Raw genomic sequence first — 23681 nt, forward strand, 5'->3', positions numbered from 1 at the left:
GCGGAAATCCTTATCGGAACAAGCAACAAATGTCCCGGCAAGCGACGCCGAAAATCGATTTCAAGAGACAAGTTACTGGATCTTTGCCTAAACATAGAATGAAAAGGACAGTTCCTGCTGATCATGATATGTCACCTCCTGCTTCCATGGGGCAGGGATCGTTTTAAAGGCACTGCCGCGTAGAGACAACTGCCTGAAAAGAAGAAGGCAGGGTGGAAGTACAGGCGACATGTCCCGCATTCTGCTCGATTGGATATTCCGCAATCAATAGCCGTTCCGCTGATTGGCGGCAGATCCTTTCGATGGCATAGTTACAGGTACTCATCCTGAGAAATCACCTTCTTTTTCATGAACAGTCGCTTAAAGGATGGAGGTAAAACTTTATGGATATTTGCGTTGTCGGCGCAGGTTATGTCGGTCTGACAACCTCTGCGGTTCTCGCTGAATTGGGGCATCGCGTCACCTGCGTCGACCAAAATAAAGAAAAAACAGATCTGCTTAATCAAGGCGGCATACCAATCTATGAAGAGGGTCTGAGCAGCTTAGTCAAAGAAAACACACAAAAAAAGAGGCTCTTTTTTTCCGATCAGGTCATGATCCATCTGTCACGCCATCCGATCATCCTGATTGCTGTCGGCACACCTCCGAATGAGAACGGTAGCACGAATCTGACTTTTGTTAAAAATGTGGTGCAACTGATCGCAAAATCAATGCACGGGCATAAGACAATTGTCATCAAGAGCACCGTCCCGCCCGGTACCAATGAGTGGATCATTCGAACGCTTATCAACCAGGGCGTTGACCGGCAACTGTTCGATGTCGTTTCAAATCCTGAATTTCTGAAAGAAGGAACGGCCGTCGCCGATTCACTGCATCCGCACCGCATTGTGATCGGTGCAGAGAATAAGCAGGCTGCTGATCGAGTCAGATCACTGTTTAAAAACATAGACGCTCCGGTAATCCATACCAGTCTGACCGGCGCCGAATTGATTAAATATGCATCCAACGCTTTTCTGGCTGCCAAAATTTCATTCATCAATGAAATTTCCCGAATCTGCGATGTGTATGGAGCGGATATCAAAGACGTGCAGAAAGGGCTTGCCGCTGATCCGCGCATCAACCCTTATTTTCTGAATGCCGGGCTTGGGTACGGCGGATCATGCTTTCCGAAAGATCTGAGCGCGCTCATCTATTCGGCAGAAAGCAAATCGCTTGATCCTGTACTTCTTAAAGCAGTGACTCAGGTCAATGAGACTCAGATCGACATCTATCTTCATAAACTGATTCAGCACATTCCCGAACCGAGGAATAAGCAGATTACGGTGTGGGGACTGACATTCAAACCGGACACCGATGATTTGCGGGATTCACAATCCATAAAACTGATTCGGCAATTGTTACAGATCGGATGCAGCGTTCACACATACGATCCGATGGCTGATCTGAACAGTGCGGAAGTGACTGGCCACCGCGAACTGTATGCGTCTGTCAGACAATCCGATGTACTGATTATTGCCACGGAATGGCATCAGTTTCTTGAAGCGGACTTGGAAAAAGTGAAGAAAAATATGCGTGGAAATCTTCTGCTTGACTGCCGGAACGTTCTGGATCCGGCTCGTGCAAAGAAACACGGCTTTCACTATGTGGGGGTTGGGCGATCATGAATATTTTAGTCACCGGGGCTGCCGGATTCATCGGCTCTCATTTATGTGAGCGGCTGCTTCGAGATAAAAAACATTTAGTAATTGGTATCGATGGATTGATCCACGACAAGGCGATCAAACAGCGTAATCTTGCTGCTTTACTGAATGCGAGAAATCCTCGTTTCCGCTTTTTGCGTGCTAATCTGCTCGATGCAGATCTTCATCGACTGCTGCGCCATGTGGACGTTATCTATCATCTTGCCGGCATGCCCGGCGTACGCTCCAGCTGGGGGGAAGACTTTCGGCAATACGTGTCCAACAATATACTGGCGACTCAAAGACTGCTGGAAGCCTGCAAAAACCAGCCTTTGAAAAAATTCATCTACGTCTCCACATCTTCCGTATATGGAGAAAAGTCTGGGAAAGTCTCTGAAGATGCTTCGCCCCACCCGCTTTCTCCATACGGTGTCAGCAAGCTCTCATGTGAATATTTATGTCATGTCTATCAAAAAAATGAGGGCATACCGATTGTCATTCTGCGTTATTTCACCGTTTACGGACCGAGACAGCGTCCTGACATGGCTTTTCACCGCTTTATTCGCTGCATTCTGGAAGGAAGGCCTGTTCCCGTATATGGTGATGGCAGGCAAAGCCGCGACTTCACGTTCATTGATGACTGTGTCGCGGGCACTGCATCCGTACTTGAAGCTACGGATGTGATTGGAGAAACGATAAATATCGGCGGAAAAGAACGCGCATCCGTCCTGGACATCATTGAACTTTTGCGACACTTGTTCCATAAAGAGGTTGAAATTCGTTTTGTCGGAGATCCCAAAGGCGAACCCAGACAGACATGGGCTGATATCACCCAGGCAGGGAAACTCTTGAACTATCACCCGTTGACGGATCTGCGTTCAGGCCTGGCACGGGAAATCAATGATCTAAAAACCGTTTATAAGGAGCGAGAAGAATGAAACTGGCTTTAATCTGCACGGAAAAGCTTCCTTCACCTGCAATACGCGGTGGGGCCGTTCAGACAATGATTGACGGCGTGACACCTTTTCTGGCAAAACAGCATGATCTGACCATTTTCTCAATCACAGATCCATTGCTTCCGAATCGGGAAACCAGGAATACCGTTCACTATATCCGCTTCCCCAGCGAACATTATGGCGAGGATGTTGCCAGCGAGTTAAAACGGCACACATTTGATGTGATTCATGTTTTTAATCGTCCGAATCAGATTGCCAATTATAGAAAATCTGCTCCAGAAAGCGGATTTGTCCTTGGCCTGCACAATGAAATGCTCAGTAAAAAGAAAATATCCGACGTGCATGGCCTTGAAGCGGTACGTGCTGCAGATCAGATTGTTACGATCAGCGGCTATATTAAAAAAACAGTGCTTGATCGCTTCCCGGAAGCAGCATCAAAAATTCAGGTGGTTTACTCGGGTGTCGCTCTCAATCGTTTTATGCCTGCGTGGACACGCCGAGGTGCGGAGATCAGGCAGTACACACGCCAAAAGTACGGGATCAGGCATGGAAAAGCCATTCTTTTCGTCGGCAGACTCAGCCGCTCCAAAGGTCCGCATATACTGATTGATGCAATGAAACAGCTCGTGCGCCTCCATCCTGATACCACGCTCGTCATCGTCGGTGGCAAATGGTTCAGTGACGATCGGATAAATCCGTATGTCCGCGCTTTATATGAACGCGCAGAGCCACTGGGCGATCATGTGCTTTTCACCAAGTATGTGCCTGCAGAACAGATTCCTGAATTGTTCTCAGCTGCCGATGTTTTTGTATGCAGTTCACAATGGCAGGAACCTTTGGCACGCGTCCATTATGAAGCCATGGCTGCCGGAGTACCGATCATTACGACGAATCGCGGAGGAAATGCCGAGGTCATTCAGAATATGGAAAACGGTTTATTGATCGACGACTATCAGAACGTCAATGCATTTGTCCAGTCCATTGATTTTTTGCTCAATGACCGCCGGACCGCGGATACACTTGCCAGGCGCGGTCGAGAGTATGTCGCGGCGCATCATCGGTTCGATCAGGTGGCCGAACGGTTGGACCGTGTGTACCACCGGGTGAGAAGCAGCCATTCGGATACGGAATCGGCCGCTTCCGCTCAGAACGACACAGACCCAGATTCAGTCATGAATACAGGTGCCGGAGCGTAACAAAAGAATCATCGGATGTGCGGAGATGGCTGCGTTCGGCTTCTGGTGAAGGCGAAAACACGTTTTCATACTTATGAAAATGAACAGAAGATGCAATCGTGACCTTAACAAGGCCTAAATTTATAGTACCAGAAATAGAAAAGAGCAGGCATGGCGATTGTCCGCTCTTTTCATTTGGTTTTGCTAAAATCCGCTGCTGTTTTTAATCGTTGCTCTGTATTCACTTGCTGCAGGTCAGATCGCTTTTACTTTATATATAATGAGATTAAATGCTGTGCAAGCCATGGTTTCTCTGGTGGATTCGTGTCCATAATGTAGCCTTCGTTCTCAGGCTCTCTTTCCTGTTTCTTGCTTGGTGCGGTACTCTGCTCTGCTTCAACAGTCTGTTTTTTCTTCTTTTCATGATTCTGATCCGGTTCTGTACCAGGCGTTTGAAGAGCCAATTGACGATCTGGCAATCGAGAAAGTTCACTCAGCGTCTTTGACGGCACGCCGGGCGGCGCAAAATTTTCGGATTGAATATCTGCTTCGGGATGGCTTAGAATACGCTCATATTCTGATGCGCTCCAGCCCATTGACCCTGGTGGGGAAAAGCGATAGGCTTCAAGATCCACTTTGCGAATTTCAAATGTTTCATCGTCTACATGGTCAGCCATCAGCGCTCCCCTCCTTTATTTTCTGATAAATTGGGTCAAGTTGGCTCAGAAACTCTGTTTTTGAGTTTTCAACCGAGACAATCTTCCGGAAATTCATGAGGAATTTTTCATCACCCCATGATTTCTTTTGGCCGAGATAATATTTATGCGCTATCGCGCAGAAAAGATGCGGGAATTTCAAATCTGTCCATAGGACACGATATTGCTCTTTGCTGAGCGGGTGGATGCTGTCGTAGGCACGAAGCAGGTCAACAGCGGTGTCCGTATCCCAGACATCCAGCTTCTTCATGAGCTTGTTCAAGATGATTCTCAGATCGCGTGCTGGAAGATCAATGGTAATCGAGTGCAGATCTTTCATGACGGCCTGCCCATTTTTTATCATCATACGCGCCATTGTATCGTCCTGCTGGCAGAACACTCCTGAACGGATAGAAGCTTCCGTCCAATGGGCAAATCCGGATTGATCCAGTTCTTCCAGGGCTTCATAGCCGCGCTTCAGCATGCGATCGACCTGTTCAATGAATAGACGCGACCATTCATCTTCGGGATCTTTCTGAGCTATTTTTTTATTGTCCTCAAGCTCCTGAATCTTCCAGCGATACAGTTTCTTCCATTTGCCGATTCGTGTCCGGCGCTTGCTTCCGGACGGGGGGAGGTACCCCTCGGAAGCATGATGGAAAGCCCCCGTAAACTTCATGGCTTTAATCATATGCTGTTTATTGTAATAGAGCAGCGGCTCACCTTCCAGCGCTTCATATAGAAGGTAGACATGATCACCGCCCGACAGACAAAGACTCCCTTGCGCGGTCGGAATCAGTCTGGCAATCGGCAATCCGTTATTTTGCAGATGCCAGTGCGCACCGGCGATAAAAAGCATGCGCTTTGGATTAATATATTCCTGTCTTAAAATCATAGGACCCTCTTGCGATTCAATCAGCCATTTTGATCGCCCGCCGCGCGTATCGAGCAGCTTGACTGACTTCGGATGGATCGGGTAATAGGCAAAAACAGCTTTTAAGTCATCATAGCTTTTTGCCAGCGCTTTCTCGTAATTTGTATTTTCCACACAGACTCCCCATTTCACTGCGTGATCTTGTTCGTACACCTGCTCGGCTCAGGCACTGACGCAGTCATATTTTTTCTGCTCCATTCCTTCGGGCAGCTACTCATGCTTTCTGGTATACTTCCAGCAGCTGATCCGCGACTCTCTGCCACCCATATTTCTGCTCAGCAATCCGGCGACCGTTGCGCCCCATCTGTGCTCTTACATCTTCATGGTCAAACAGATCGTTGATGGCATGCGCGTACTCCTGCGGATCATCGAATCGGTCGATAATGAGCCCGTTTCTTCCTTCTTCAATGACTTCAGCGTTGCCGCCCCGATTGGTCGTGATGATCGGCAGTCCGGCGGCCATGGCCTCATAGTGAACACGTGCCAGCGGTTCCTGCCATTGGGAGCAGCATACAAAGAGATCTGCCATCGAGTAAAGGTTAGGGATATCCCGAGGTTTGATAAATTTTATAAAAGTTACCTGTTCAGGATGCATGGCGCCAAGTGTATAGAGATGACGCACGTAATTATTCACTTTGTCATCGTCAAACCATTTTGACCCGACAAAGACAAGCATCGCATCCGGATGTTTGTCGGCGATTTCGGGAATCGCCTGAAGAAGAATATGCGGCCCTTTTACTTTACTTAACCGCCCCACGAAAAGGACAATCCTTTTCCCCTCGAGCTGGGCACGTGCTCTCATTTCTTTTCTGATCGCGCGGCCCTGATCAGTCCAGGCAGGATGATACGCGGCCAAATCCACGCCCGAATAGACCGTTCGTGTTTTATCTTTGGCTTCGGGAAATCTTTGCGTAATCGTCTTTCCAATAAAATCGCTGACCGTAACCATACCGGCGATATTGCGAACGCATGCCGTGCCGTCTTCTTCACTGATCTTCCCTTCAGCGAACATCTCATTGTGTACGCTGAGAATGAATTTACTGTCCTGCGCTGCTTCTTTTAACCGGCTGATCCACGCAGGCCTGTTGCAGACATGGATCAAATCATAGTGATTTTTCCTGAGTGTATCGGCTAAATCATCCAGATAATGCTCTTTATTTAATCGGATATAGTGAACACCGCGAGCCGTTTCATCGTTCTCAAGACGAGGATCCCTGATCGAGAAAACAGTCACCTGATGCTGCCTGGCGATCAGTTCAGCAGTTGATTGAATGTATATTTGTATCGCTCCGCCCCGTATAGCCGGCACAGGCAGCTTTTCGGTTGCAATCATTGCAATGTTCATAAAGTGCCCCTCCTTAACGAGAAGTTTACCGTCTCTTAATCTTCATCATACGGAACACCGGACACCGGCGTGCACATTTCCCATTGCCTGGGGGAAAAAAGGGCACTCATCCATATTTTGCAAAAGACGGACAAATAAATCGCAATGCGAAGTATCCGGCCATACATTATTAAGGTATCTATGTGTTTCATTCATCAGGAGGATTTGCAGGGAAATGTTTTCCCTTGCCGATTATGCCACTTGTCGTCAGAGGGTTTTATTTCCGCATCCCCTGAACTTTTTCAATTGGAGGTAAGAGTATGCAAAACCGGACACCCGCTCCCCCTTTATTAATTAAATTTCCCGAGCTGAAAAGCATGCAAATAACCGGGGAAGAGCCCCGCAGCGAACGTTCAAATAAAAAAAGTATGCAAATCGCGCGATCAAGCAGGGCAAACAGACGAGAAAATGAAAAAAAGGAAAAAGAAACCAATCTGACACCTGAAATGAGGGAAAGCCTGGTCAAAATTGCTTCCGCCATTCTCGGCTGCTGGGAAATTAACGTTCAAAGTATTGAGTTAATTCAGGGCGGGCAAATGGCACTTGTCTGGAAAATTGACACCGATAAAGGGCCATTATGCTTAAAACGTATTCATCGTCCAGAGAAAAAAGCGCTCTTTTCGATTCACGCTCAGGATTATCTGGCTAAAAAAGGGGCTCGTGTACCAGGCATCGTGCCCAACAAACAAGGTGGTCTCTATACAAAACAGGGGCCATTCCTGTTTGTCGTCTATGACTGGATCACGGGCAGACCTTTTGATCTGACAGTTCCGGAAGATCAAAAATGGATCATGAAAGGACTGGCGCAGTATCATTTGGATTCCGCCGGCTACGCCCCGGAAGAAGGAATCCCTGTTTTTTCTAAGCTTGGCGAGTGGCCAAAGCATTATATCAAACGCTGCCAGCAGATGGAATCGTGGAAACTGATCGCTGCCGAAACTCCAGAGGATCCGTTTTCACAGCTGTATTTATCTGAAATTGATCAGTATATCAGACACGGCCGGTCCGTTTTAAAAGAACTCCAGGATTCCTACTACCCGGAATGGGTTGCCACATGCAAACAGAAACCAAATTTATGCCACCAGGATTATGGTACCGGAAATACGCTGCTTTCAAATGAGCAGATCTGGATAATCGACTTGGACACGACCACATATGACCTGCCTGTTCGCGACCTCCGTAAAACGATCATCCCCTTAATTGATGACCAGGGGAGCTGGAATCAGGAGCTTTTTGATCATATGCTTGCATCCTATGAGGAAGTTGCTCCTTTAAATGCGCAGCAGAAAAAGGTGATGTTCATCGACATGCTTTTCCCATATGGCCTCTATGAAGTGGTCAGCGAAAAATTCGCGCGGAAAAATGAACTTCCAACCGAAGAACTTACGCGGGCATTCGCTTATGAACAACAGAAAAACGAAGCCGTCACGCGCATGATTCATAATCTGTAAGCCGAACAAAGTACCGATGGTCTCAGGCATTGCCGGAGGCTAATCGTGCGTTGAAATACGGACAAACCGACGAATGAGAAAGCTGCCTCATTCGCCGGTCAGTTTTCTCTATCATCATTTTCGTAAAGCATTTTCAATGTTTGCATGTGCCAAGAATGTGCTTCATACGATTCTTCAAAAAAGTGGTTCAGAAATTCAATCATAAAGCGGTGCCTTTTCATTATTATACAATCCTGCTTTGCTGACGCAGTATGCTTTTTCATTCAGATCGTCCGTTTACCGGTTTGGTCGTGTCTCCGCAAAGATGCTGTTATAATGAAAAGCGGATAAAACAAATAACGGAGGTCCTGTCTGTGTCTTTGCTTGAACAGCCGATCTGGCGCGTAATCGATCAGTCAACACTTGGTGCCGGATTCGATGGCAGGCAGTCATTCGCGACTGATGACGCCATCTGCCAATCGGCCGGCGCTGGCGAGTCTCCATGTACTGCAAGACTGTGGGTACACCACAAAACCGTCATGCTTGGTATTCAGGACACGAAACTTCCGCATCTCCGGGAAGGGCTCGATGTTCTGCGTCAGCACGATTTCCATTTTATCGTGCGCAATTCAGGCGGACTTGCCGTTGTCCTCGATGAAGGCGTCCTGAATCTCTCTTTGATTTTTTCCGAAAAAGATCACTTACTGACTATAGATGATGGATTTCAGGCAATGGTCGACTTTATTCAGACGATGCTCACACCACTTGGCATTATGTTCGAATATGGGGAAATCACCCGTTCTTATTGCCCGGGGCGTTATGATCTCAGCTGCGGCGGCCGTAAATTTGCCGGCATTTCTCAACGCCGTCTCCGGCAGGGGGTTGCCGTACAGATCTATTTATGCGTGTCCGGCAGCGGGTCAGGCCGCGCACGCATGATTCGCGAATTCTACAGACACGGGCTGCAAGGCGAGCACACAGCTTTTGTTTATCCCGACATCGATCCGAATGTCATGGCATCGCTTGAAGAAATCGGAAAAAAGAGCTATACAATGGCGGAGATGGGGCATGCAGTTCTTACCACCCTGCAGTCTTTCGGGCAGGTTCATATGGCATCATCGCTGTCTCCTGAGGAAACACGCTACTTCGGGCAATACTATGAGCGCATGATCCGACGAAATCAAAAATTACTCGAAACAGGCGCGCCTTGACGTCCGATTAGAAAACTTGGCTTCGCCAAGCCTTTGACACGAGCGAAGCCGCCGCCCGCGCTTATAACTATAATCCGCTGAATTTTATACTTTCTTATAGCACAAAAAATAATCATGCACGAAAACTTTAATAAAGCAATGAACAAGGAAAGGCGAGAAATCATGCGATGGTTAATTAAAGGAGGCGGCATTGCTGCTGCCCTGTTCTTGGCGTTCACACTGACCGCAACCCTGCCATCCTTTCACTCAGTGCGGATCTCCAGGGCTGGTACTCAAAAAACAGCTCATGCGATTCAGAAGAAACCAGTTGGGCATCAGGCCGTTCCGGTCAGCTGGGACAGGCCTTCGGGGGGCAGCTATCCCGTACTGAAAAAAAACGAGCAGATCTGGATTGATGTCTCCGTCAAAAATCAGAGAGTGTATATAAAAAAAGGGCAGGAGACTCTGTATACAATGATTGCATCCACCGGGCTGGATACGAATCCGGATACCACGACGCCGACAGGTACATATTATGTTCAGGCTGAACGCGGCAAGTGGTTTTATTCACCAAAATATAAAGAAGGTGCCGAATACTGGGTATCCTGGAAGAATCACGGCGAGTTTCTTTTCCACAGCGTACCAATGGATGAAAACAGGCACATTCTGGCTGCTGATGCGGCAAAACTTGGACAGAAGGATTCTCACGGCTGCATTCACCTGACCGTACCTGATGCCAAATGGATTTACGAGCATATACCCTATGATACAAAAGTAGTGATTCATAGCTGACCAAATGGTGCTGTGATTTTACCGTCGATTTCCCGGTTCATTTTGGTACGCGAATCTACTGAAAACAAGCACCAGCCAGATTAGAAAACCTGACTTCACCAAGACTTTGACACGGACGAAACCGCCGTCGCACTTATACTATTTTCCTTAAATTTTATATACTTTCTTATAGTACAAGTAAAAGAAGCATCCGTCTTATCCTGCGTGCAGGTAAGATGGATGCTTCCTTTCTGTTTCATTTGATCATCACGCCGGTACAAAAGATTTTCGCAGTTGTCGGACATGGTTCCCTTCGACAACCACCAGACATTCTTTCTCACGCGACAGCTGTTCAATGAGTGCATTGAGCCATTCTGAACGCTTTTTTATATGTTTCACTTGATTCTTTCCGTATATATAGACATTCTGACCCAATCGCTCGCAGTATTTATAGAAGCGGATCATTTCCTTGACGTGGAACGCCGTCGCATAAACTTTAAAAGAAAAAATGTTCTTCATAAGTGAATTCTCCTCCTGAAACAATGCACCATCTTTATTGAATACATTCATCTTACCTGTTCATTATGAACTTTTTCTTAACGCACGGGAGGAAATTGAAAGCATTTCATCAACTTTGGAAAAAGGACCATAAATCAGGATCCGTTACTCAGAAAAGGCATGCCGTTAAGCTTTAATGTCACGCCGCGTATAGAATGCCCAGCCGACAAGAACAAAGATCGCGTAATAAACGGCAAGTACGGTCAGCGAAAAACCGAGCGTCATCTCTTCACGCAGCGGTGTTCCGGTTGTGTATTGTGTCAAATCTGTATTGGCAAACAGGACATATTTCACCCAGTCAAATTTTTGCAGTAATTGAATGACAATGGATGAAGCCATCATTGTAAAGATGGACAGTCCGATCGCAAGCCCTCCGTTGCGGAATGCGGCGGCAATTAATCCGGCGAAGGTGACCATCATAAACAGCGACACACAATTCAGCAGATAGCCCTTCCATACTTCAAGCATCCAGCTGGACTGGTAAACCGCACCATCAGCATAGCCGAGATAAGCGTCGCCCGCACCGCTGAACCCGAACAAAATGCCGCCAATCAGCCACGAAGCCAGAAACAGTGCGATCAGACAGACAACCGTAAATAAAAGCGCTGAAATATATTTCGACAACAGTATTTCCGTACGATAGATCGGCCGAATCAGTAGCAGCTTGATGGTGCCGGTGTCAAACTCGCTGGCAATAGATGTGGATACAACGATAATCGTGAAAATGCTGATGACCATTACCATATTCGCTGCCGCATCCTGAACAAAATCCCATATAGATTCTCCCCGATGCGGTTTCAGATTATGATCGATGCGATACTCATTGATGGCAATACTTTTCTTATAGTAATCTACCGCCTGCTTATTTCCTTTTACAGAAGCCATCTGTTTTTCCAGGTTCTTATTCTCCTGGGTCAGCGTCTGTTTCCAGTTCGGATCGTTTTTCGGCTGATCAACGCTATATTTAATAATCAACCCTGCCGCCAGAATTAAGCCTAATAGAATAATGATCATGACCTTTGCCGAACTTCTGCGATAAATTTTCATATTTTCATTCTGAAGCAAGCCGAAAAAATTACTCAACGCTCTTCCCCCCTGTGACTTCCAGGAATCTGTCTTCCAGTGATTTGGTAACCGCGGCCACGCCATAAATCCTGATTTTTGACATGACCAGTGTATCGACAACGACCGGAATCTTCTCATGCTCAATCGGCAATTCAATTGTCGTCTCATCAATTAATTTCGAATCAATGGACAGTTTCTCTCCGACGGCCTGTGCGGCGAGCCGCCCGTCGTCTACCTGAATGCGCACTTTCGCTGCGCCTTTTTCGATGAACGCGTCAACGGCTTCCACACCGATCAGCCGGCCTTTCTGCAAGATGCCGATTCGATCACACATCAGCTGCATTTCCGAGAGCAGGTGGCTGGAGACAATGATGGCTACATTTTCTTTTCGTGACAGTTCATGCAAATAGTTACGCAGATCATGAATGCCCTGCGGATCAAGGCCGTTCGTCGGTTCATCCAGAATCAGTACCGACGGGTGATGAAGCAGCGCTTGCGCGACACCGAGCCGCTGGCGCATGCCGAGCGAGTAACGCTTTACCTTCTCATGAATCCGATCCTGCAGTTCGACCAGCTCTACAACCTCCATGATGCGTGCTTTGGTGATACCCGGAATCATCCGCGCATAATGGACCAGATTCTGATACCCGGTCAGAAATTTATACATTTCCGGATTTTCGACGATCGCGCCGACCTGGGAAATGGCTTTTTTAAATTCACCTTTGATGCTGTGTCCCTGTATGTAGATATTACCTTTAGACATGCGCATCAAACCAACAATCATACGTATGGTTGTCGTTTTCCCGGCACCGTTCGGCCCGAGAAAACCGAACACCTCACCGCCGTAAATATCGAAGCTTAAATCATCAATAATCGTTTTGCGGCCGATCCGCTTGGTCACATGCTCCAACCTTACTGCCGGTTTCTCTGCCGCGGCATTATTGCTCATACTTCTCCACCATCCAATCAACTAAACTGAGATTTTCGCTAACGCGAATTTCTTCGACACTTTTCTGATCAAGAATAACCCCATTTCTGATCAGGACGACCGTATCCAGCAGCGGTTCGATTTCCTGCAGTTCGTGTGTCGTAATGAGTACCGTCTGCTTTTCCAGGTCAATAAATGAAATGAGTCCTTTAATAATTGAACTGCGCACCATCGGATCAAGCCCGGACAGCGGTTCATCCATAAGAATATAGGGCACTTCACGTGCGAGTGTTACGACAATCTTCAGACGGCCGCGATTCCCTTTTGACAGATGCCTCACCTTCTGGGTGCGGTCAAGCTTCATAAAATCAAGCATTTCCTCTGCTTTTTCACGATTAAAATCGGCAAAGGTCTGTTCATAGAAATCGACCGTCTGTTTCACTGTAAAAAATGAGTAGTACGCGTCCAGTTCGGACAGATACGCCACCTTGCGGCAGATTCTGCGACAGGCCACCTCACCGTCGACCAGTACCGTCCCGCTGGTCGGGCGGAGCAAGCCGGCAATCAGTTTCAGTGTGGTTGACTTCCCGCTTCCGTTCGATCCAATCAGGCCAACGATATGGCCGGGTTCAAACTGCAGACTGACCGTCTGAAGCGCCTTTTTTGTCAGATAGCGTTTGGTAACTTCTTCAAGCTGAATCATACATTGTCCTCCTTTTTCTCCAGGTAGTCACGCAAGCCGTCAAGCATTTCAGCTTCCGAAAAGCCCATTTCGCACATTTCAGTCACAAAAAAACGGATATGATTGATTTTCTGCTGCTCACGCATGTGCTGAAGAATATCCGGCTCCTGAGTGACAAAGGTTCCCTGTCCCCGTTTCTTTTCCACAATCCCCGATTCTTCCAGTTCCCGATAAGCACGCTGCACGGTATTGGGATTCACCTCTGATTCAATGGCCAGATCGCGGACAGAAGGCAGACGTTCGCCAATTTTAAGTTCGCCTCGAATAATTTTATTTTTAATGCGTTCGCATAGCTGCTGATAGATTGGTACGGACGGATTGAAGGGTTGTGCCATGCTCGCCAGCCTCCTTGATGTCGATCTCCATAATCCCACTCACTTTAAGATGCCTCCAGCTCATGATCGGACAGCCACGCGGTAATCAGGAAGAAAATAGCGGTAATGATCAGATCAAGCACGATGCTTCCGGTGTACAACGACCATGATTCATCAAAAGAATGGAACGAAATCGTTGAACCGGACGGAATAAGTAAATCATACAGAAAGCGGCTCGGAATCCACCCCCAATGAGTCAGAAAATCGAAAATCCCGGATTGCGTCAGTTTGTTGTCCACGTAGCCGTAAACGGCAATTCCGACGATCAGCACAAGCCACGACCATCTGCCGATCCGCGAACGCATCGTCCGATGAACTGTCCAGAGAAACAGGAAGCCGACACCGCCGCCAATGCCCAGCCAAAGCAAGACAACTGCAGTCACAACAGACACGCCAAGCAGCGAAACCTCTTCCGACAAATGGTGAATTTGCGACAGACTGATCCATGTGTAACTGCCGATCACGAGCGCCGAAAGCACCAGATAAGCCAATGCTCCTGATAATTTTGCCAGAAGCATGGCCCATGCCGGCAGTGGATTCTGCATCCACAGATGAAAGGTTTTCCGCTCCTGAATGACATTAAAAAGAAGATACACCGGAATATAGAGAAGCAGACAAACTGTAAGAACAACTCCGATCAGTACCGGCGCAGCTTCTGCCTCCTGATCAAAGCGCATCTTCAGAAAGATGCCGAAGCCCATGATCAGAATCTGCAGTATGAGAAAAATCAGAAAAGGCATCCAGCCGAGACGCAGTTCTTTTTTAAATAAAGCAAACCATGCTGCCATTTTTTATCCCCCGTTTTATATATATCAATGTATTAGTTACATAGTACACTAGTTATGTATTTTTTACAACATAAAAAGTTTTAAATTGATGTAAACGAATAGTGTTAGCAGCCTTGAATCCGGCAAATGGTGATCGACAGCCGCAAAAGAGCAACATGCCTGAACAATTGCAGAAGCATGAGACAGGAGCGCACAGAGGATGATCCGCAGTGCCGGAATGATCGATCCACTGCGTCAGGCGCACTTCGATATCCGCGCAAAAACACGCTCCTAAAAATTAAGAGAGTATCTCAAAAGTCAATTGAGACACCCTTTAAAAAAGTCTGTTTTAAATTAAGAAAATATAAACCTCAAAAGATTAGTGGAAGTTAATATAAGTGAGTCTTCGTCTTCGCCAGAAGCTTGAGGAAGCCAAGTTTTCTCATTCGCCAACCGTTTTCAAAAAACGGTTGATGCCGATCCGAAACCCGAATCGAGACAGGATAAACAGCACAACCAGAGCAATCCTGAAATCGGTACTGCCAATGATGAAGCACAGAGAAAGCAACACTGTTACCGCACACTGAACGGTGACATAAAGTCTCAGTTTCTTTAAAATTTCCGGCGGCATAGCACTCGTCTCCAGTTCGCCGAGCGCAGCATCCGTGATAAATTTAACCGTTTCCGATGTGAATTTCCCTTGATAAAAATCGATCAGTCCAAGAATTTGAAAAAGAATAACCATGCTGAAAACCGCGTAAATAAAATAGCTCATTAATCCGCCTCATTTATTTTCATCTCGCATCTATTATATATGAATTGCAGCGCGCAGCATACAGAATTTTTATGTGGAAAGAGCATTCATACCTGAATTAGACATGATCGTTGCCAATTGACGGTCCTGTAGCCGTTCACATGTTCGTTATGTTATAATGATTGCCATCAAAGATAAATGGTGGAGTTGAATTTAACGTGCTGCTTGACTTTAAACAGAAATTGGCGATTATCCAATCGTTCCCTGAACTCGAACAAAAAAGTGTTTCTCTCGGGCGCATCAATTTTCAATACCCCGGAAGTGCCGCGGAACGAAAGAATATCGTATATCATCTCCATCCGAACGGTAACGGATATGTTTATGCGAAAGGTATTGACGGGTACCGTGCTGATCCTAAAGGCATGGTTAATATTCGTGATTTTTCCGAGGAAGATCTGCGCACACTACTGAAAAAAGCCATTCATGCACTCTCGCCTCAGGGCATTTACGAAAAAGAAACTGAAGGCGGAAACGATCACGAATTATGGGTAACCCCAAGCGGCAGACAGCAGCTGGAAGTCATCTATGAAAATGAATTGTGGAACGTCTATGCCGGCGATCTGCTGGACGGTACTTTTCGTACCTATAAAGAGGCCGTTGAATACTTGAATGAAGAAGGCTTTATCAGAAAGTAGTTTGTTTGTGCCTGCTTATGACAGAATATTTATCGCTTAGTACCGCCTGGCCCAGGGGCCAGGTATTTTCCGTCCTATTCCAATCCCACGTTTAACTGTTTTGCTTTACGTGCCCCTCAACAGGGGCATTTTTGTTTGCCCATAAAGTCAATGATATAAATCACAATACTGTTGTTTTTTTAGGAATTTATATTGACACCGCCCTGCTATCCTACTAAAATTAAACTGTTTAGATGATAATGATTATCATTTCCATTTGCGGGAGGTGTTTACATATGCGACGTGCTCGATTCATCCGAACAGCGGTGATTGCCTTTCTCTTCCTTTTTATGATGCATGCACTGCCCGCGGATGCCAAGCAAAATGTTGACGTCTCACCGGCGCTCGGACATTTGGATCATGCAATTGCCGCACTTGAAAAAGGGCGGTCCGCCGATGCGGACTTTGCGTCTTTTAAAGTGTGGTGGCAGCGGAATAAACAGGCGGTCTCAAACAGTTCGCTGGATGTGTCGATTCAGCTCAGTCAGGATATCAGCAGTGCATCGCTGAGTATGCTGAACGATGATCCTGAAGAAGCCCTGCAAAACATGCGCGCGCTGCGACAGACGCTGCAGGATTATCAAAGCGGTTTATACGGGGGCAGACAAAAAAACCACTCTTTGTCTTCCTACATTACCGAGCTCGATAACGCCAAACAGTCGATGGACCGGAAAGACTGGGCAACTGCCACATCACAAGTCAGACAGCTGCAGCAGGACTGGCTTTCCGTCGAAGGGGATGTGGTCAGCCAGTCGCAAACCATTTACACTGAATCAGAAAAAAATTTAGTTATGATGGACGCTTATCTTGCCGATCCAGATACACGTGCAAAAGCAAAGCCGCTCGTGGCAGAAATGATCACCAGTCTGAAGCCGCTTGCCTTCGCCAATTACGGCATGTGGGATGCCGCGCTGATTCCGATCCGCGAAGGTCTTGAGGCATTGCTTGTTATTGGCGCTTTGCTTACTTTCGCGCGCAAAGCGAATTCCAGGGCCGCCAAGCTGTGGATCTGGAGCGGAACGTGCCTCGCGCTGTTTGTCTGTCTGGCTGTTGGCGCATGTGTTACTTTTCTGCTTTCCGTCGCCGCTTTCGGCAGCAACAATTCACTGATTAATGGGTGCTCCGGTGTCATCGCGAGTCTGATGCTGCTGTACGTCGGCTACTGGCTTCACCGTCATGCTGACATCAAACGCTGGAACACGTTTATTCAGCAAAAAACAAGTCAGGCAATCAGTCGCCGCAGGATGATCTCTTTCGCCGCACTCGCCTTTATTGCGGTGCTGCGTGAAGGAATGGAGACCGTTATTTTTCTCATTGGCATGGCCGGGCAAATGCCGGCCGCCCATCTCATCTCCGGCATCGCCATCGGTTTTGGCATCCTGACTGTCATCGGCTTTCTGATGCTGAAGCTGGGGGTTCTCTTGCCGCTGCGTCCTTTTTTTATGATATCAAGTTTTGTCGTCTTTTATCTATGTTTCAAGTTTATGGGTTCCGGCATTCACAGTCTGCAAATGGCCGGCGTGCTGCCGTCTACAGTCAGTGATCTGCTGCCGTCAGTGACCAGCCTGAGCATTTTCCCGTCATGGTACAGTATCATTCCGCAGGCTGTTTGTCTGCTTATCTTTATCGTTGTCGTTCTTAAAGAACACAGGCAATCATTAAAAAAACATGCCAGGGAGGCCTAAATTCCAATGAAACACAGAAAGTCGGTCATTCTTCTACTTCTCATTTCTCTACTGCTTATTCCCGCAATCACTGCGTGCAGCAATGCACAGAAAAACGGCAGTGAAAAAAAAGCACAGACAACCAGTGATCCTGTCAAGCAAGGCACACAAAAAATGAAGCAGATTAATCATAAGCTTCAGGCAGCGTTAAAAAAGAATGATTCTGAGGCAATTAAAAAATACGGGAAGCAGATCAATACACAATGGCTCTCCTATGAAAATGGTGTGCGTGACCGTTTCCCGCTCCAATATGCCAAAATCGAGCGCTACCAGCAGCCTATTTATGCACAGTCCAATCTGTCTGCACCGGATATCGCTCAAATGAAAGAAAACAGCAGCGCGCTCGAGGATCAGCTGGATGATTTGCTTGCTGCAAAAGAAACAAAGGCAAAGCCTTCGAAGCTGATGAAGCAGGCCGTCAACGATTATCTTAAATACGCCAACGAGCAGATTGACCTGCTTGTCAAAACAACCAAGCCATTTGTGGCTGCGGTCAAAGCAGGCGATGTGGATAAAGCAAAACAGCTTTATACGAAACCGCGTATTTACTACGAACGTGCCGAACCGATCGCTGAGAGCTTCGGCGACCTGGATCCTTCCATCGACGCGCGTATCAACGACGTTGACGATGAGTCCAAATGGACCGGATTCCATGAAATTGAGCGCGCACTTTGGGAAAAGAACAGCCTGAAAGGCCAGGAGAAATACGCGGACAAACTGCTTGAGGATGTATTGAGTCTTCAGCAAAAAGCAAAATCGTTCGAACTGACACCGAAAGCGATGGTTGCCGGATCTATGGAACTTCTGGAAGAAGCGGCGACGAGCAAGATTACCGGTGAGGAAGAGCGCTATTCACATACGGATCTTGTTGATCTTCAGGCGAACGTTGACGGGTCACAGGCGGTTTACCAGGCGGCCATACCGGCACTGAACCAGGGCCATAAAGATCTGGCCAATCAAATCGATAAACAATTCCAGAGTTTTGACAAGCTGATGCTGAAGTACAAGAAATCGGATACGGAATATGAAGATTATACAAAGCTGAACAAGGACCAGATTCGTGAAATCAGCAATGAACTGAGCAAGCTCTCGAAGCTGATGGCACAGACGGCAAAAATTTTCTAAGCAGAAAGAGAGGGAGCCCAATTGGATCATGATCTCGACACTCCAGAGCAGAAAAAGGGTTACTCCAGGCGGGAAATGTTAAAAATGACCGCGCTTGCCGGGGGAGGTATTGCGCTTGGCGCAAGCGGGCTGGGCACAGCGCTTGAACTGTTCGGTCACAAAACCTCCGAACAATCAGCAAAGACAACAGCAACGATACCTTTCTTTGGAAAACATCAGGCAGGCGTCACAACCGCGCATCAAAGCTACGGTTATCTTGCTGCATTCGATATTGATCCCTCAGTCCACGATGTCGCGAAAATCATGGCTCTGTTTATTTCCTGGACGCGTCTTGCATCGACCCTGACTCAGGGAAAACGCGAAGCCAACAGCAGCAATACACAGTTGCCGCCAAACGACACCAATGAAGCGCGTGACCTTGGCGCAGCCAGCCTGACAATCACATTTGGTCTCGGCCATTCCTTCTTTATAAAGAACGGCAAAGATCGATTCGGGCTGTCGGATAAAATGCCCAGACAGCTGACGCCAATGCCGAAAATTGCCCATGAATCACTTGATCCGGCGATTTCCAATGGTGACCTTTGCGTTCAGGTATGTGCCGATATACAGCAAGTGGCTTTTCATGCCCTTCGGAACCTGATCAAAGAGGCACTCGGCACCGCTAATATCCGTTGGATGGAATCCGGCTTTCTGAATGCTCCGAAAGGCAAGACCGCACGTAATCTGTTCGGGTTCAAGGATGGCACAGCCAATGTGACCCGTGCAGCAGATCAGGACAAGATCATCTGGACAGGTGCGGACGAGCCAAAATGGATGCGCGATGGTACCTACCTCGGCTATCGCAAGATTAAAATGAACATCGAAACCTGGGATCGTGACTCATACAGCGATCAGGAACAAGTCTTCGGCAGAAAGAAAGATTCCGGCGCGGCATTTGGACAAAGTCATGAACATGAACCGGTGATCATGAGCAAACAGCCGGCAAATTCACACGTTCGTCTCGCCCACGGAACGGGAAAACAAATCTATCGGCGCGCGTATTCATATACCAACGGCATTCAGACAACGACCGGAAATCTGGATGCCGGGCTACTGTTCATTTCGTTTCAAAATAAGCCGCAAGACAGCTTTATCCCTTTGCTGCGCGTCCTCGGACGGAGCGATGCGCTTAATGAATATACGGATCACATTGCGACTGGGCTTTTTGCTGTCCCGTCCGGAATCAGAAAAAATGAATATTTTGCCCAGCATTTATTTGAATGATTTTTTCACAAAAGCCCTCGCGCAGATTTTTTGCGTGAGGGCTTTTAGCGATTGTAAACAATCGTGACGAATGGCAGGATCACCCTGCCGACAAAGGCATGAAAACGGAATATCGCAAACTGACCGATAAGTGAAAGTAAATGAATCAAAGATATGTTGCACTCAAAGACAAGGTTAAAGGCACCGAGTAAATCGATAAGGTGTTTATCATATTTCGCAGCAGGAACAGAGGAAACAGTAAATGGACAAGGCACAAAATACGAGGATGTAACTATTCAAATTTGAAAATACAGCATGGTTATAATGCTTTTTGTTGACCTATCAGGTAAATGAATATATACTATTATTGACCTATTAGATAAAACATTACTTAGTATAGAGGAGCTGCCATGCCAGCAAAATTATTCGATTTAGACCCTCAAAGAAGAGACGCTGTTCTAAATGCCGCATTAAAAGAATTTTCATTACAAGGGTATGACAATGCTTCAACCAATGTAATCGCAAAAGAAGCCGGAATTTCTAAATCCCTCATGTTTCATTATGTAAGTAGCAAACAGGAACTTTTCCTTATTGCGTATGATTACTTCGCAGGCCTTATGAAAAAGGAATACTTTGAATTGATGAATTATGATGAAAAAGATATTTTTAACAAATTACGACAATCATATCTTTTGCAAATAAAGCTGTTTGAAAAATATCCTTGGATTTCAGAGCTTAGTAAACTCACACGAGTTACTAATTCCGCCGAAATCAATAAGGAACTTGAAAACAGAGCGCACAATGAACATTCAAACTGTTACCCTAAACTATTTGATAAAGTAGATAAAACTAAATTTAGAAAAGGATTAGCCATTGAAAAGTGCAAGCAGATTATATTTTGGTCTAATATTGGATTTACCAATCAACTATTAGAGGACATTCGTAATAGTGATATAAACACCTTGAATAGCGAAGTTCTTATAAAAAAAATAGATGAGTATTTTGATGAACTTAGAAAATTGTTCTACACATCACACCATGAATAAGCGCATGAAACATGTTCATTCTAAACGGAATGTACGCATACTTGTATTTGCACTTGCAGCACTCATTATTTTTAATGCAGGTAAAGAATGGATTGACAGGAGGAACGCAATGAGTGAAATGCGTGAACCAATAATTGTAGCATTTCCTTTGAGGGGGGAATGGCTTTCCCCTAATACACCGGGAACAAAAATTCCGAGTCACGGCACGAACAAATTAGGGACAAGATATGCTTATGATTTTATACAAGTAGATTGGGAAAGAACTGGCTTACCTGCTTATCGAGCAAGTTTGTTGCACTATCTTCTTTTTGGGATTCCGGTAAACGAATATTATTGTTGGGGGAAAGAAATATATGCACCTTGCGATGGAATCATTGTAAAGGCAGAGGACGGTTATAAAGAACGAACACGGACGAAATTGCTATCAGATATATCTAATGCTTATAAAAATGCTCATTATTTTAACCCTAAGAAAGATGACGCACGATCTGTCGCAGGCAACTACGTTATTATAAAAAATCGCAACAATGTATGTGCTGCTTTATGTCATCTTCAAACAGGATCTATTCAAGTTTCAGTTGGTCAGAGCGTGAAAAAAGGCGAAGCTATTGGTAAAATAGGAAATTCGGGAAATTCTTTTGGTCCACATTTACATTTTCAGCTTATGGACAGTAGTGATATATCAACGGCAAAAGGGCTGCCTTGTGCTTTTGAAGAATATGAACGATTCAAAAGCGGCACATGGGTAAAAGTAAGGAATGGTATGCCAACAAATAGAGATAGAATACGATTTCAATAATTTTCCCCGAAAAATTATTGATGTGAATAGAGATAGTGAAGTGCAGGCTGAGCAATGAATAGTGTATCCAATATGCGAAAAAAAGAAATTGAGGATATGATAACAGCAAAGCTTATGAATGCCGCTATGTGGTTCAACCTCGATTATGAGAAATCGTTCATTTAAAGGGAAAATAATTATCGGAAACGATATAGATAACCATAAAGGTAAAGGCATAACAAATAAGAGAGCATAAGCAGCAAAGCGCTTATGCTTTCAACATAATTATGGTATATGGAACAGAAAGTAAACATATCATTTAACCCCTTGACAATCTTTGTTCAGGTACGAAGGGCTTTTTGTCCTTATTTCATCTATAGATTTACACCTCATTCGTTTATAATAGTCATAAAAGTCAGTCAAGGAGGATTCCGTCATGCGCTATTATCTTGATCTTTTTGAAAATGATCAACCCTCCCTTCACTGCTGAGTAAAGGGATACGGCACTATTTTTTCCAATCCCTTTCTTTGGCAAAGGATCTACCATTTAATCCTGATAAAAGAAGGGGTATACCAATGAAAGCATCCGTTCTCGGCGCCTCCTGTCTGGCGCTTGCCGCCGCGATTTGGGGCGGCATGTATGTCGTAAGCAAGTATGTTCTGCAGTTCATTGCACCGCTTGCACTTGTATGGCTGCGCTACCTGCTTGGATCAATGCTGCTGTTTGCCTTATTGTGTTTGCAGCAGCGGAAAGCACAGCAACGCTTGAAGCTGAGCAAAAAGCAATGGTTGATGTTGCTTTGGATCGGTTTTATCGGCTATTTTGTCTCTATTGCCAGCCAGTTTATCGGAACCAAACTCTCCGATGCCCATACGGGAGCCATGATTACTGCAGCAACGCCGGTTTTCGTCGTCGTATGCGCACGTTTCGTTCTTCGCGAGCGGTTCACTGTGCGGAAAGTACTCTCACTATTGATTGCAACCTCGGGCGTTGCGCTGACCATTGGGCTTCCCGATCATTTTGGCAACTACTTCTGGGGTTGCATAATGCTCGTTCTGGCAGCAGTGACATGGGCACTCCTGTCTGTCTCCGTGAAACAGGCGGCGGAATTTATCTCTCCGCTTGCCATGACCGCCTATACCATTTTCTTTGCACTTATTTTTACAAGTCCGTTTATGATCTACGATTGGGCGGCAGGCGCAATCCATATCCCAGACTGGCGCGTGATCGCCGGTATTCTCTATTTGGGAGCCATCGCAACCGCTGGCGCATTTTTCCTCTGGAATAAAGGGCTGGCGATGATCGACGCAGGTTCGGGTTCACTTTTTCTCTTCCTTCAGCCAATCGTCGGCACGCTGCTTGGCTGGCTGATTCTTGGTGAAGAACTCTCGATTCATTTCGCAATCGGCAGTCTGCTCATTCTCGCCGGCGTTGCAGTGGTTACCTTCGAGCCGCAAACGAAAGATACCCGGCAAAATCGTATCGAATACATCCAGAATAGCATCATGAGAAAGAAATGATGCGGTACGGAAATTGCAGAAAAGAAAGGGGAAGCAAATGAAAAAACAATTTAGCCGTCTTTAGACCTGTTGTGCATGTCCGCCTCCTTACTTCTAATTCTCAAGTTAA

The 23681-nt window shown here is 46.3% G+C and carries 23 protein-coding genes; 13 read left to right on the top strand and 10 right to left on the bottom strand.

The features are described from left to right. The first annotated feature begins 383 nt into the window (after positions 1 to 383). The 3 genes from M3N64_RS05015 to M3N64_RS05025 are packed head-to-tail and all read left to right on the top strand — an operon-like array spanning position 384 to position 3831. Positions 384 to 1664, top strand: coding sequence for a UDP-glucose dehydrogenase family protein (locus M3N64_RS05015; protein ID WP_249099020.1), 1281 nt, complete (start codon positions 384 to 386; stop codon positions 1662 to 1664). After that, on the top strand, positions 1661 to 2617 hold the full coding sequence (locus M3N64_RS05020) for an NAD-dependent epimerase/dehydratase family protein (RefSeq protein WP_249099023.1): 957 nt from the start codon (positions 1661 to 1663) through the stop codon (positions 2615 to 2617). The genes M3N64_RS05015 and M3N64_RS05020 overlap by 4 nt, the downstream gene beginning before the upstream one ends. Next, positions 2614 to 3831: a glycosyltransferase family 4 protein gene (locus M3N64_RS05025; protein ID WP_249099027.1), complete on the top strand. Its 1218-nt coding sequence runs from the start codon at positions 2614 to 2616 to the stop codon at positions 3829 to 3831. Before M3N64_RS05020 ends, M3N64_RS05025 begins: the two co-directional genes overlap by 4 nt. A 245-nt stretch (positions 3832 to 4076) precedes the next feature. Here M3N64_RS05025 and M3N64_RS05030 read toward each other — a convergent pair whose 3' ends face one another. The 3 genes from M3N64_RS05030 to M3N64_RS05040 form a co-directional block, all read right to left on the bottom strand. Continuing rightward, a complete protein-coding gene (locus M3N64_RS05030; RefSeq protein ID WP_249099030.1) occupies positions 4077 to 4487 on the bottom strand; it encodes a hypothetical protein in 411 nt (136 codons plus the stop codon). Beyond that, entirely contained in the window at positions 4480 to 5553 is a 1074-nt protein-coding gene (locus tag M3N64_RS05035; RefSeq protein ID WP_438270999.1) for a CotS family spore coat protein, read from the bottom strand. The genes M3N64_RS05030 and M3N64_RS05035 overlap by 8 nt, the downstream gene beginning before the upstream one ends. A 100-nt stretch (positions 5554 to 5653) precedes the next feature. Further along, the gene (locus tag M3N64_RS05040; protein ID WP_249099034.1) at positions 5654 to 6784 is read right to left on the bottom strand and encodes a glycosyltransferase family 4 protein; all 1131 of its coding nucleotides are present in this window, start codon (positions 6782 to 6784) and stop codon (positions 5654 to 5656) included. Between the two features lie 407 nt (positions 6785 to 7191). Here M3N64_RS05040 and cotI point away from each other — a divergent pair, with 407 nt between their 5' ends. The 3 genes from cotI to M3N64_RS05055 all read left to right on the top strand — a co-directional run bounded on the left by cotI (position 7192) and on the right by M3N64_RS05055 (position 10235). Continuing rightward, entirely contained in the window at positions 7192 to 8274 is a 1083-nt protein-coding gene (gene cotI, locus M3N64_RS05045) for a spore coat kinase CotI (protein WP_438271002.1), read from the top strand. A gap of 347 nt (positions 8275 to 8621) precedes the next feature. Then, positions 8622 to 9464 carry a lipoate--protein ligase family protein gene (locus tag M3N64_RS05050; protein WP_249099432.1) on the top strand — a complete coding sequence of 281 codons (843 nt, stop codon included), beginning with the start codon at positions 8622 to 8624 and terminating at the stop codon, positions 9462 to 9464. Positions 9465 to 9626: 162 nt separating this feature from the next. After that, positions 9627 to 10235: a L,D-transpeptidase gene (locus M3N64_RS05055; protein ID WP_249099037.1), complete on the top strand. Its 609-nt coding sequence runs from the start codon at positions 9627 to 9629 to the stop codon at positions 10233 to 10235. Between the two features lie 246 nt (positions 10236 to 10481). On the opposite strand, the gene M3N64_RS05060 is transcribed toward M3N64_RS05055, so the two are convergent. The 7 genes from M3N64_RS05060 to M3N64_RS05090 all read right to left on the bottom strand — a co-directional run bounded on the left by M3N64_RS05060 (position 10482) and on the right by M3N64_RS05090 (position 15423). Further along, positions 10482 to 10733 carry a hypothetical protein gene (locus M3N64_RS05060; RefSeq protein ID WP_249099039.1) on the bottom strand — a complete coding sequence of 84 codons (252 nt, stop codon included), beginning with the start codon at positions 10731 to 10733 and terminating at the stop codon, positions 10482 to 10484. 165 nt (positions 10734 to 10898) lie between these two features. Continuing rightward, positions 10899 to 11855 (bottom strand): ABC transporter permease, encoded by a 957-nt coding sequence (locus M3N64_RS05065; RefSeq protein ID WP_249099042.1) that lies wholly within the window; start codon positions 11853 to 11855, stop codon positions 10899 to 10901. Next, a complete protein-coding gene (locus M3N64_RS05070) occupies positions 11848 to 12786 on the bottom strand; it encodes an ABC transporter ATP-binding protein (RefSeq protein ID WP_249099044.1) in 939 nt (312 codons plus the stop codon). The genes M3N64_RS05065 and M3N64_RS05070 overlap by 8 nt, the downstream gene beginning before the upstream one ends. Then, the gene (locus tag M3N64_RS05075) at positions 12776 to 13468 is read right to left on the bottom strand and encodes an ABC transporter ATP-binding protein (protein ID WP_249099046.1); all 693 of its coding nucleotides are present in this window, start codon (positions 13466 to 13468) and stop codon (positions 12776 to 12778) included. The genes M3N64_RS05070 and M3N64_RS05075 overlap by 11 nt, the downstream gene beginning before the upstream one ends. Next, positions 13465 to 13842: a GntR family transcriptional regulator gene (locus tag M3N64_RS05080; RefSeq protein ID WP_249099050.1), complete on the bottom strand. Its 378-nt coding sequence runs from the start codon at positions 13840 to 13842 to the stop codon at positions 13465 to 13467. The genes M3N64_RS05075 and M3N64_RS05080 overlap by 4 nt, the downstream gene beginning before the upstream one ends. A gap of 44 nt (positions 13843 to 13886) precedes the next feature. After that, positions 13887 to 14669 (bottom strand): hypothetical protein, encoded by a 783-nt coding sequence (locus M3N64_RS05085; RefSeq protein ID WP_249099053.1) that lies wholly within the window; start codon positions 14667 to 14669, stop codon positions 13887 to 13889. Positions 14670 to 15090: 421 nt separating this feature from the next. Next, positions 15091 to 15423: a hypothetical protein gene (locus M3N64_RS05090; RefSeq protein WP_249099055.1), complete on the bottom strand. Its 333-nt coding sequence runs from the start codon at positions 15421 to 15423 to the stop codon at positions 15091 to 15093. A 200-nt stretch (positions 15424 to 15623) separates the two neighbouring features. Between M3N64_RS05090 and M3N64_RS05095 the strand changes: the two genes are divergently transcribed. The 7 genes from M3N64_RS05095 (at position 15624) to M3N64_RS05125 (ending at position 23572) form a co-directional block, all read left to right on the top strand. Then, positions 15624 to 16097 (top strand): hypothetical protein, encoded by a 474-nt coding sequence (locus tag M3N64_RS05095; protein WP_249099435.1) that lies wholly within the window; start codon positions 15624 to 15626, stop codon positions 16095 to 16097. 275 nt (positions 16098 to 16372) lie between these two features. Continuing rightward, positions 16373 to 17821, top strand: coding sequence for an FTR1 family iron permease (locus M3N64_RS05100; RefSeq protein WP_249099058.1), 1449 nt, complete (start codon positions 16373 to 16375; stop codon positions 17819 to 17821). A gap of 6 nt (positions 17822 to 17827) precedes the next feature. Continuing rightward, complete coding sequence (efeO, locus tag M3N64_RS05105) at positions 17828 to 18985, top strand: iron uptake system protein EfeO (protein ID WP_249099061.1); 1158 nt, start codon at positions 17828 to 17830, stop codon at positions 18983 to 18985. A 21-nt stretch (positions 18986 to 19006) separates the two neighbouring features. Beyond that, on the top strand, positions 19007 to 20248 hold the full coding sequence (gene efeB / locus M3N64_RS05110) for an iron uptake transporter deferrochelatase/peroxidase subunit (protein ID WP_283163305.1): 1242 nt from the start codon (positions 19007 to 19009) through the stop codon (positions 20246 to 20248). Between the two features lie 389 nt (positions 20249 to 20637). Further along, positions 20638 to 21273: a TetR/AcrR family transcriptional regulator gene (locus M3N64_RS05115; RefSeq protein ID WP_249099063.1), complete on the top strand. Its 636-nt coding sequence runs from the start codon at positions 20638 to 20640 to the stop codon at positions 21271 to 21273. After that, positions 21233 to 22072, top strand: coding sequence for a M23 family metallopeptidase (locus tag M3N64_RS05120; RefSeq protein ID WP_249099065.1), 840 nt, complete (start codon positions 21233 to 21235; stop codon positions 22070 to 22072). The genes M3N64_RS05115 and M3N64_RS05120 overlap by 41 nt, the downstream gene beginning before the upstream one ends. Before the next feature lie 555 nt (positions 22073 to 22627). Beyond that, positions 22628 to 23572, top strand: coding sequence for a DMT family transporter (locus M3N64_RS05125; RefSeq protein WP_249099068.1), 945 nt, complete (start codon positions 22628 to 22630; stop codon positions 23570 to 23572). The last annotated feature ends 109 nt before the right edge of the window (positions 23573 to 23681 follow it).

Source organism: Sporolactobacillus mangiferae (genome assembly GCF_023336505.1).
In the GTDB taxonomy this organism is placed as follows: Bacteria; Bacillota; Bacilli; order Bacillales; family Sporolactobacillaceae; genus Sporolactobacillus; species Sporolactobacillus mangiferae.

What these genes read in the sequence shown, in the direction of transcription:
- M3N64_RS05120 (WP_249099065.1), top strand. Translation starts at nt 21,233, where the DNA reads ATGAACTTAGAAAATTGTTCTACACATCACACCATGAATAAGCGCATG.
- efeO (WP_249099061.1), top strand. Translation starts at nt 17,828, where the DNA reads ATGAAACACAGAAAGTCGGTCATTCTTCTACTTCTCATTTCTCTACTG.
- M3N64_RS05080 (WP_249099050.1), bottom strand. Translation starts at nt 13,842, where the DNA reads ATGGCACAACCCTTCAATCCGTCCGTACCAATCTATCAGCAGCTATGC.
- M3N64_RS05015 (WP_249099020.1), top strand. Translation starts at nt 384, where the DNA reads ATGGATATTTGCGTTGTCGGCGCAGGTTATGTCGGTCTGACAACCTCT.
- M3N64_RS05075 (WP_249099046.1), bottom strand. Translation starts at nt 13,468, where the DNA reads ATGATTCAGCTTGAAGAAGTTACCAAACGCTATCTGACAAAAAAGGCG.
- M3N64_RS05025 (WP_249099027.1), top strand. Translation starts at nt 2,614, where the DNA reads ATGAAACTGGCTTTAATCTGCACGGAAAAGCTTCCTTCACCTGCAATA.
- M3N64_RS05040 (WP_249099034.1), bottom strand. Translation starts at nt 6,784, where the DNA reads ATGAACATTGCAATGATTGCAACCGAAAAGCTGCCTGTGCCGGCTATA.
- M3N64_RS05115 (WP_249099063.1), top strand. Translation starts at nt 20,638, where the DNA reads ATGCCAGCAAAATTATTCGATTTAGACCCTCAAAGAAGAGACGCTGTT.
- M3N64_RS05030 (WP_249099030.1), bottom strand. Translation starts at nt 4,487, where the DNA reads ATGGCTGACCATGTAGACGATGAAACATTTGAAATTCGCAAAGTGGAT.
- M3N64_RS05100 (WP_249099058.1), top strand. Translation starts at nt 16,373, where the DNA reads ATGCGACGTGCTCGATTCATCCGAACAGCGGTGATTGCCTTTCTCTTC.
- M3N64_RS05090 (WP_249099055.1), bottom strand. Translation starts at nt 15,423, where the DNA reads ATGAGCTATTTTATTTACGCGGTTTTCAGCATGGTTATTCTTTTTCAA.
- M3N64_RS05070 (WP_249099044.1), bottom strand. Translation starts at nt 12,786, where the DNA reads ATGAGCAATAATGCCGCGGCAGAGAAACCGGCAGTAAGGTTGGAGCAT.
- M3N64_RS05125 (WP_249099068.1), top strand. Translation starts at nt 22,628, where the DNA reads ATGAAAGCATCCGTTCTCGGCGCCTCCTGTCTGGCGCTTGCCGCCGCG.
- M3N64_RS05020 (WP_249099023.1), top strand. Translation starts at nt 1,661, where the DNA reads ATGAATATTTTAGTCACCGGGGCTGCCGGATTCATCGGCTCTCATTTA.
- M3N64_RS05085 (WP_249099053.1), bottom strand. Translation starts at nt 14,669, where the DNA reads ATGGCAGCATGGTTTGCTTTATTTAAAAAAGAACTGCGTCTCGGCTGG.
- cotI (WP_438271002.1), top strand. Translation starts at nt 7,192, where the DNA reads ATGCAAATCGCGCGATCAAGCAGGGCAAACAGACGAGAAAATGAAAAA.
- M3N64_RS05060 (WP_249099039.1), bottom strand. Translation starts at nt 10,733, where the DNA reads ATGAAGAACATTTTTTCTTTTAAAGTTTATGCGACGGCGTTCCACGTC.
- M3N64_RS05055 (WP_249099037.1), top strand. Translation starts at nt 9,627, where the DNA reads ATGCGATGGTTAATTAAAGGAGGCGGCATTGCTGCTGCCCTGTTCTTG.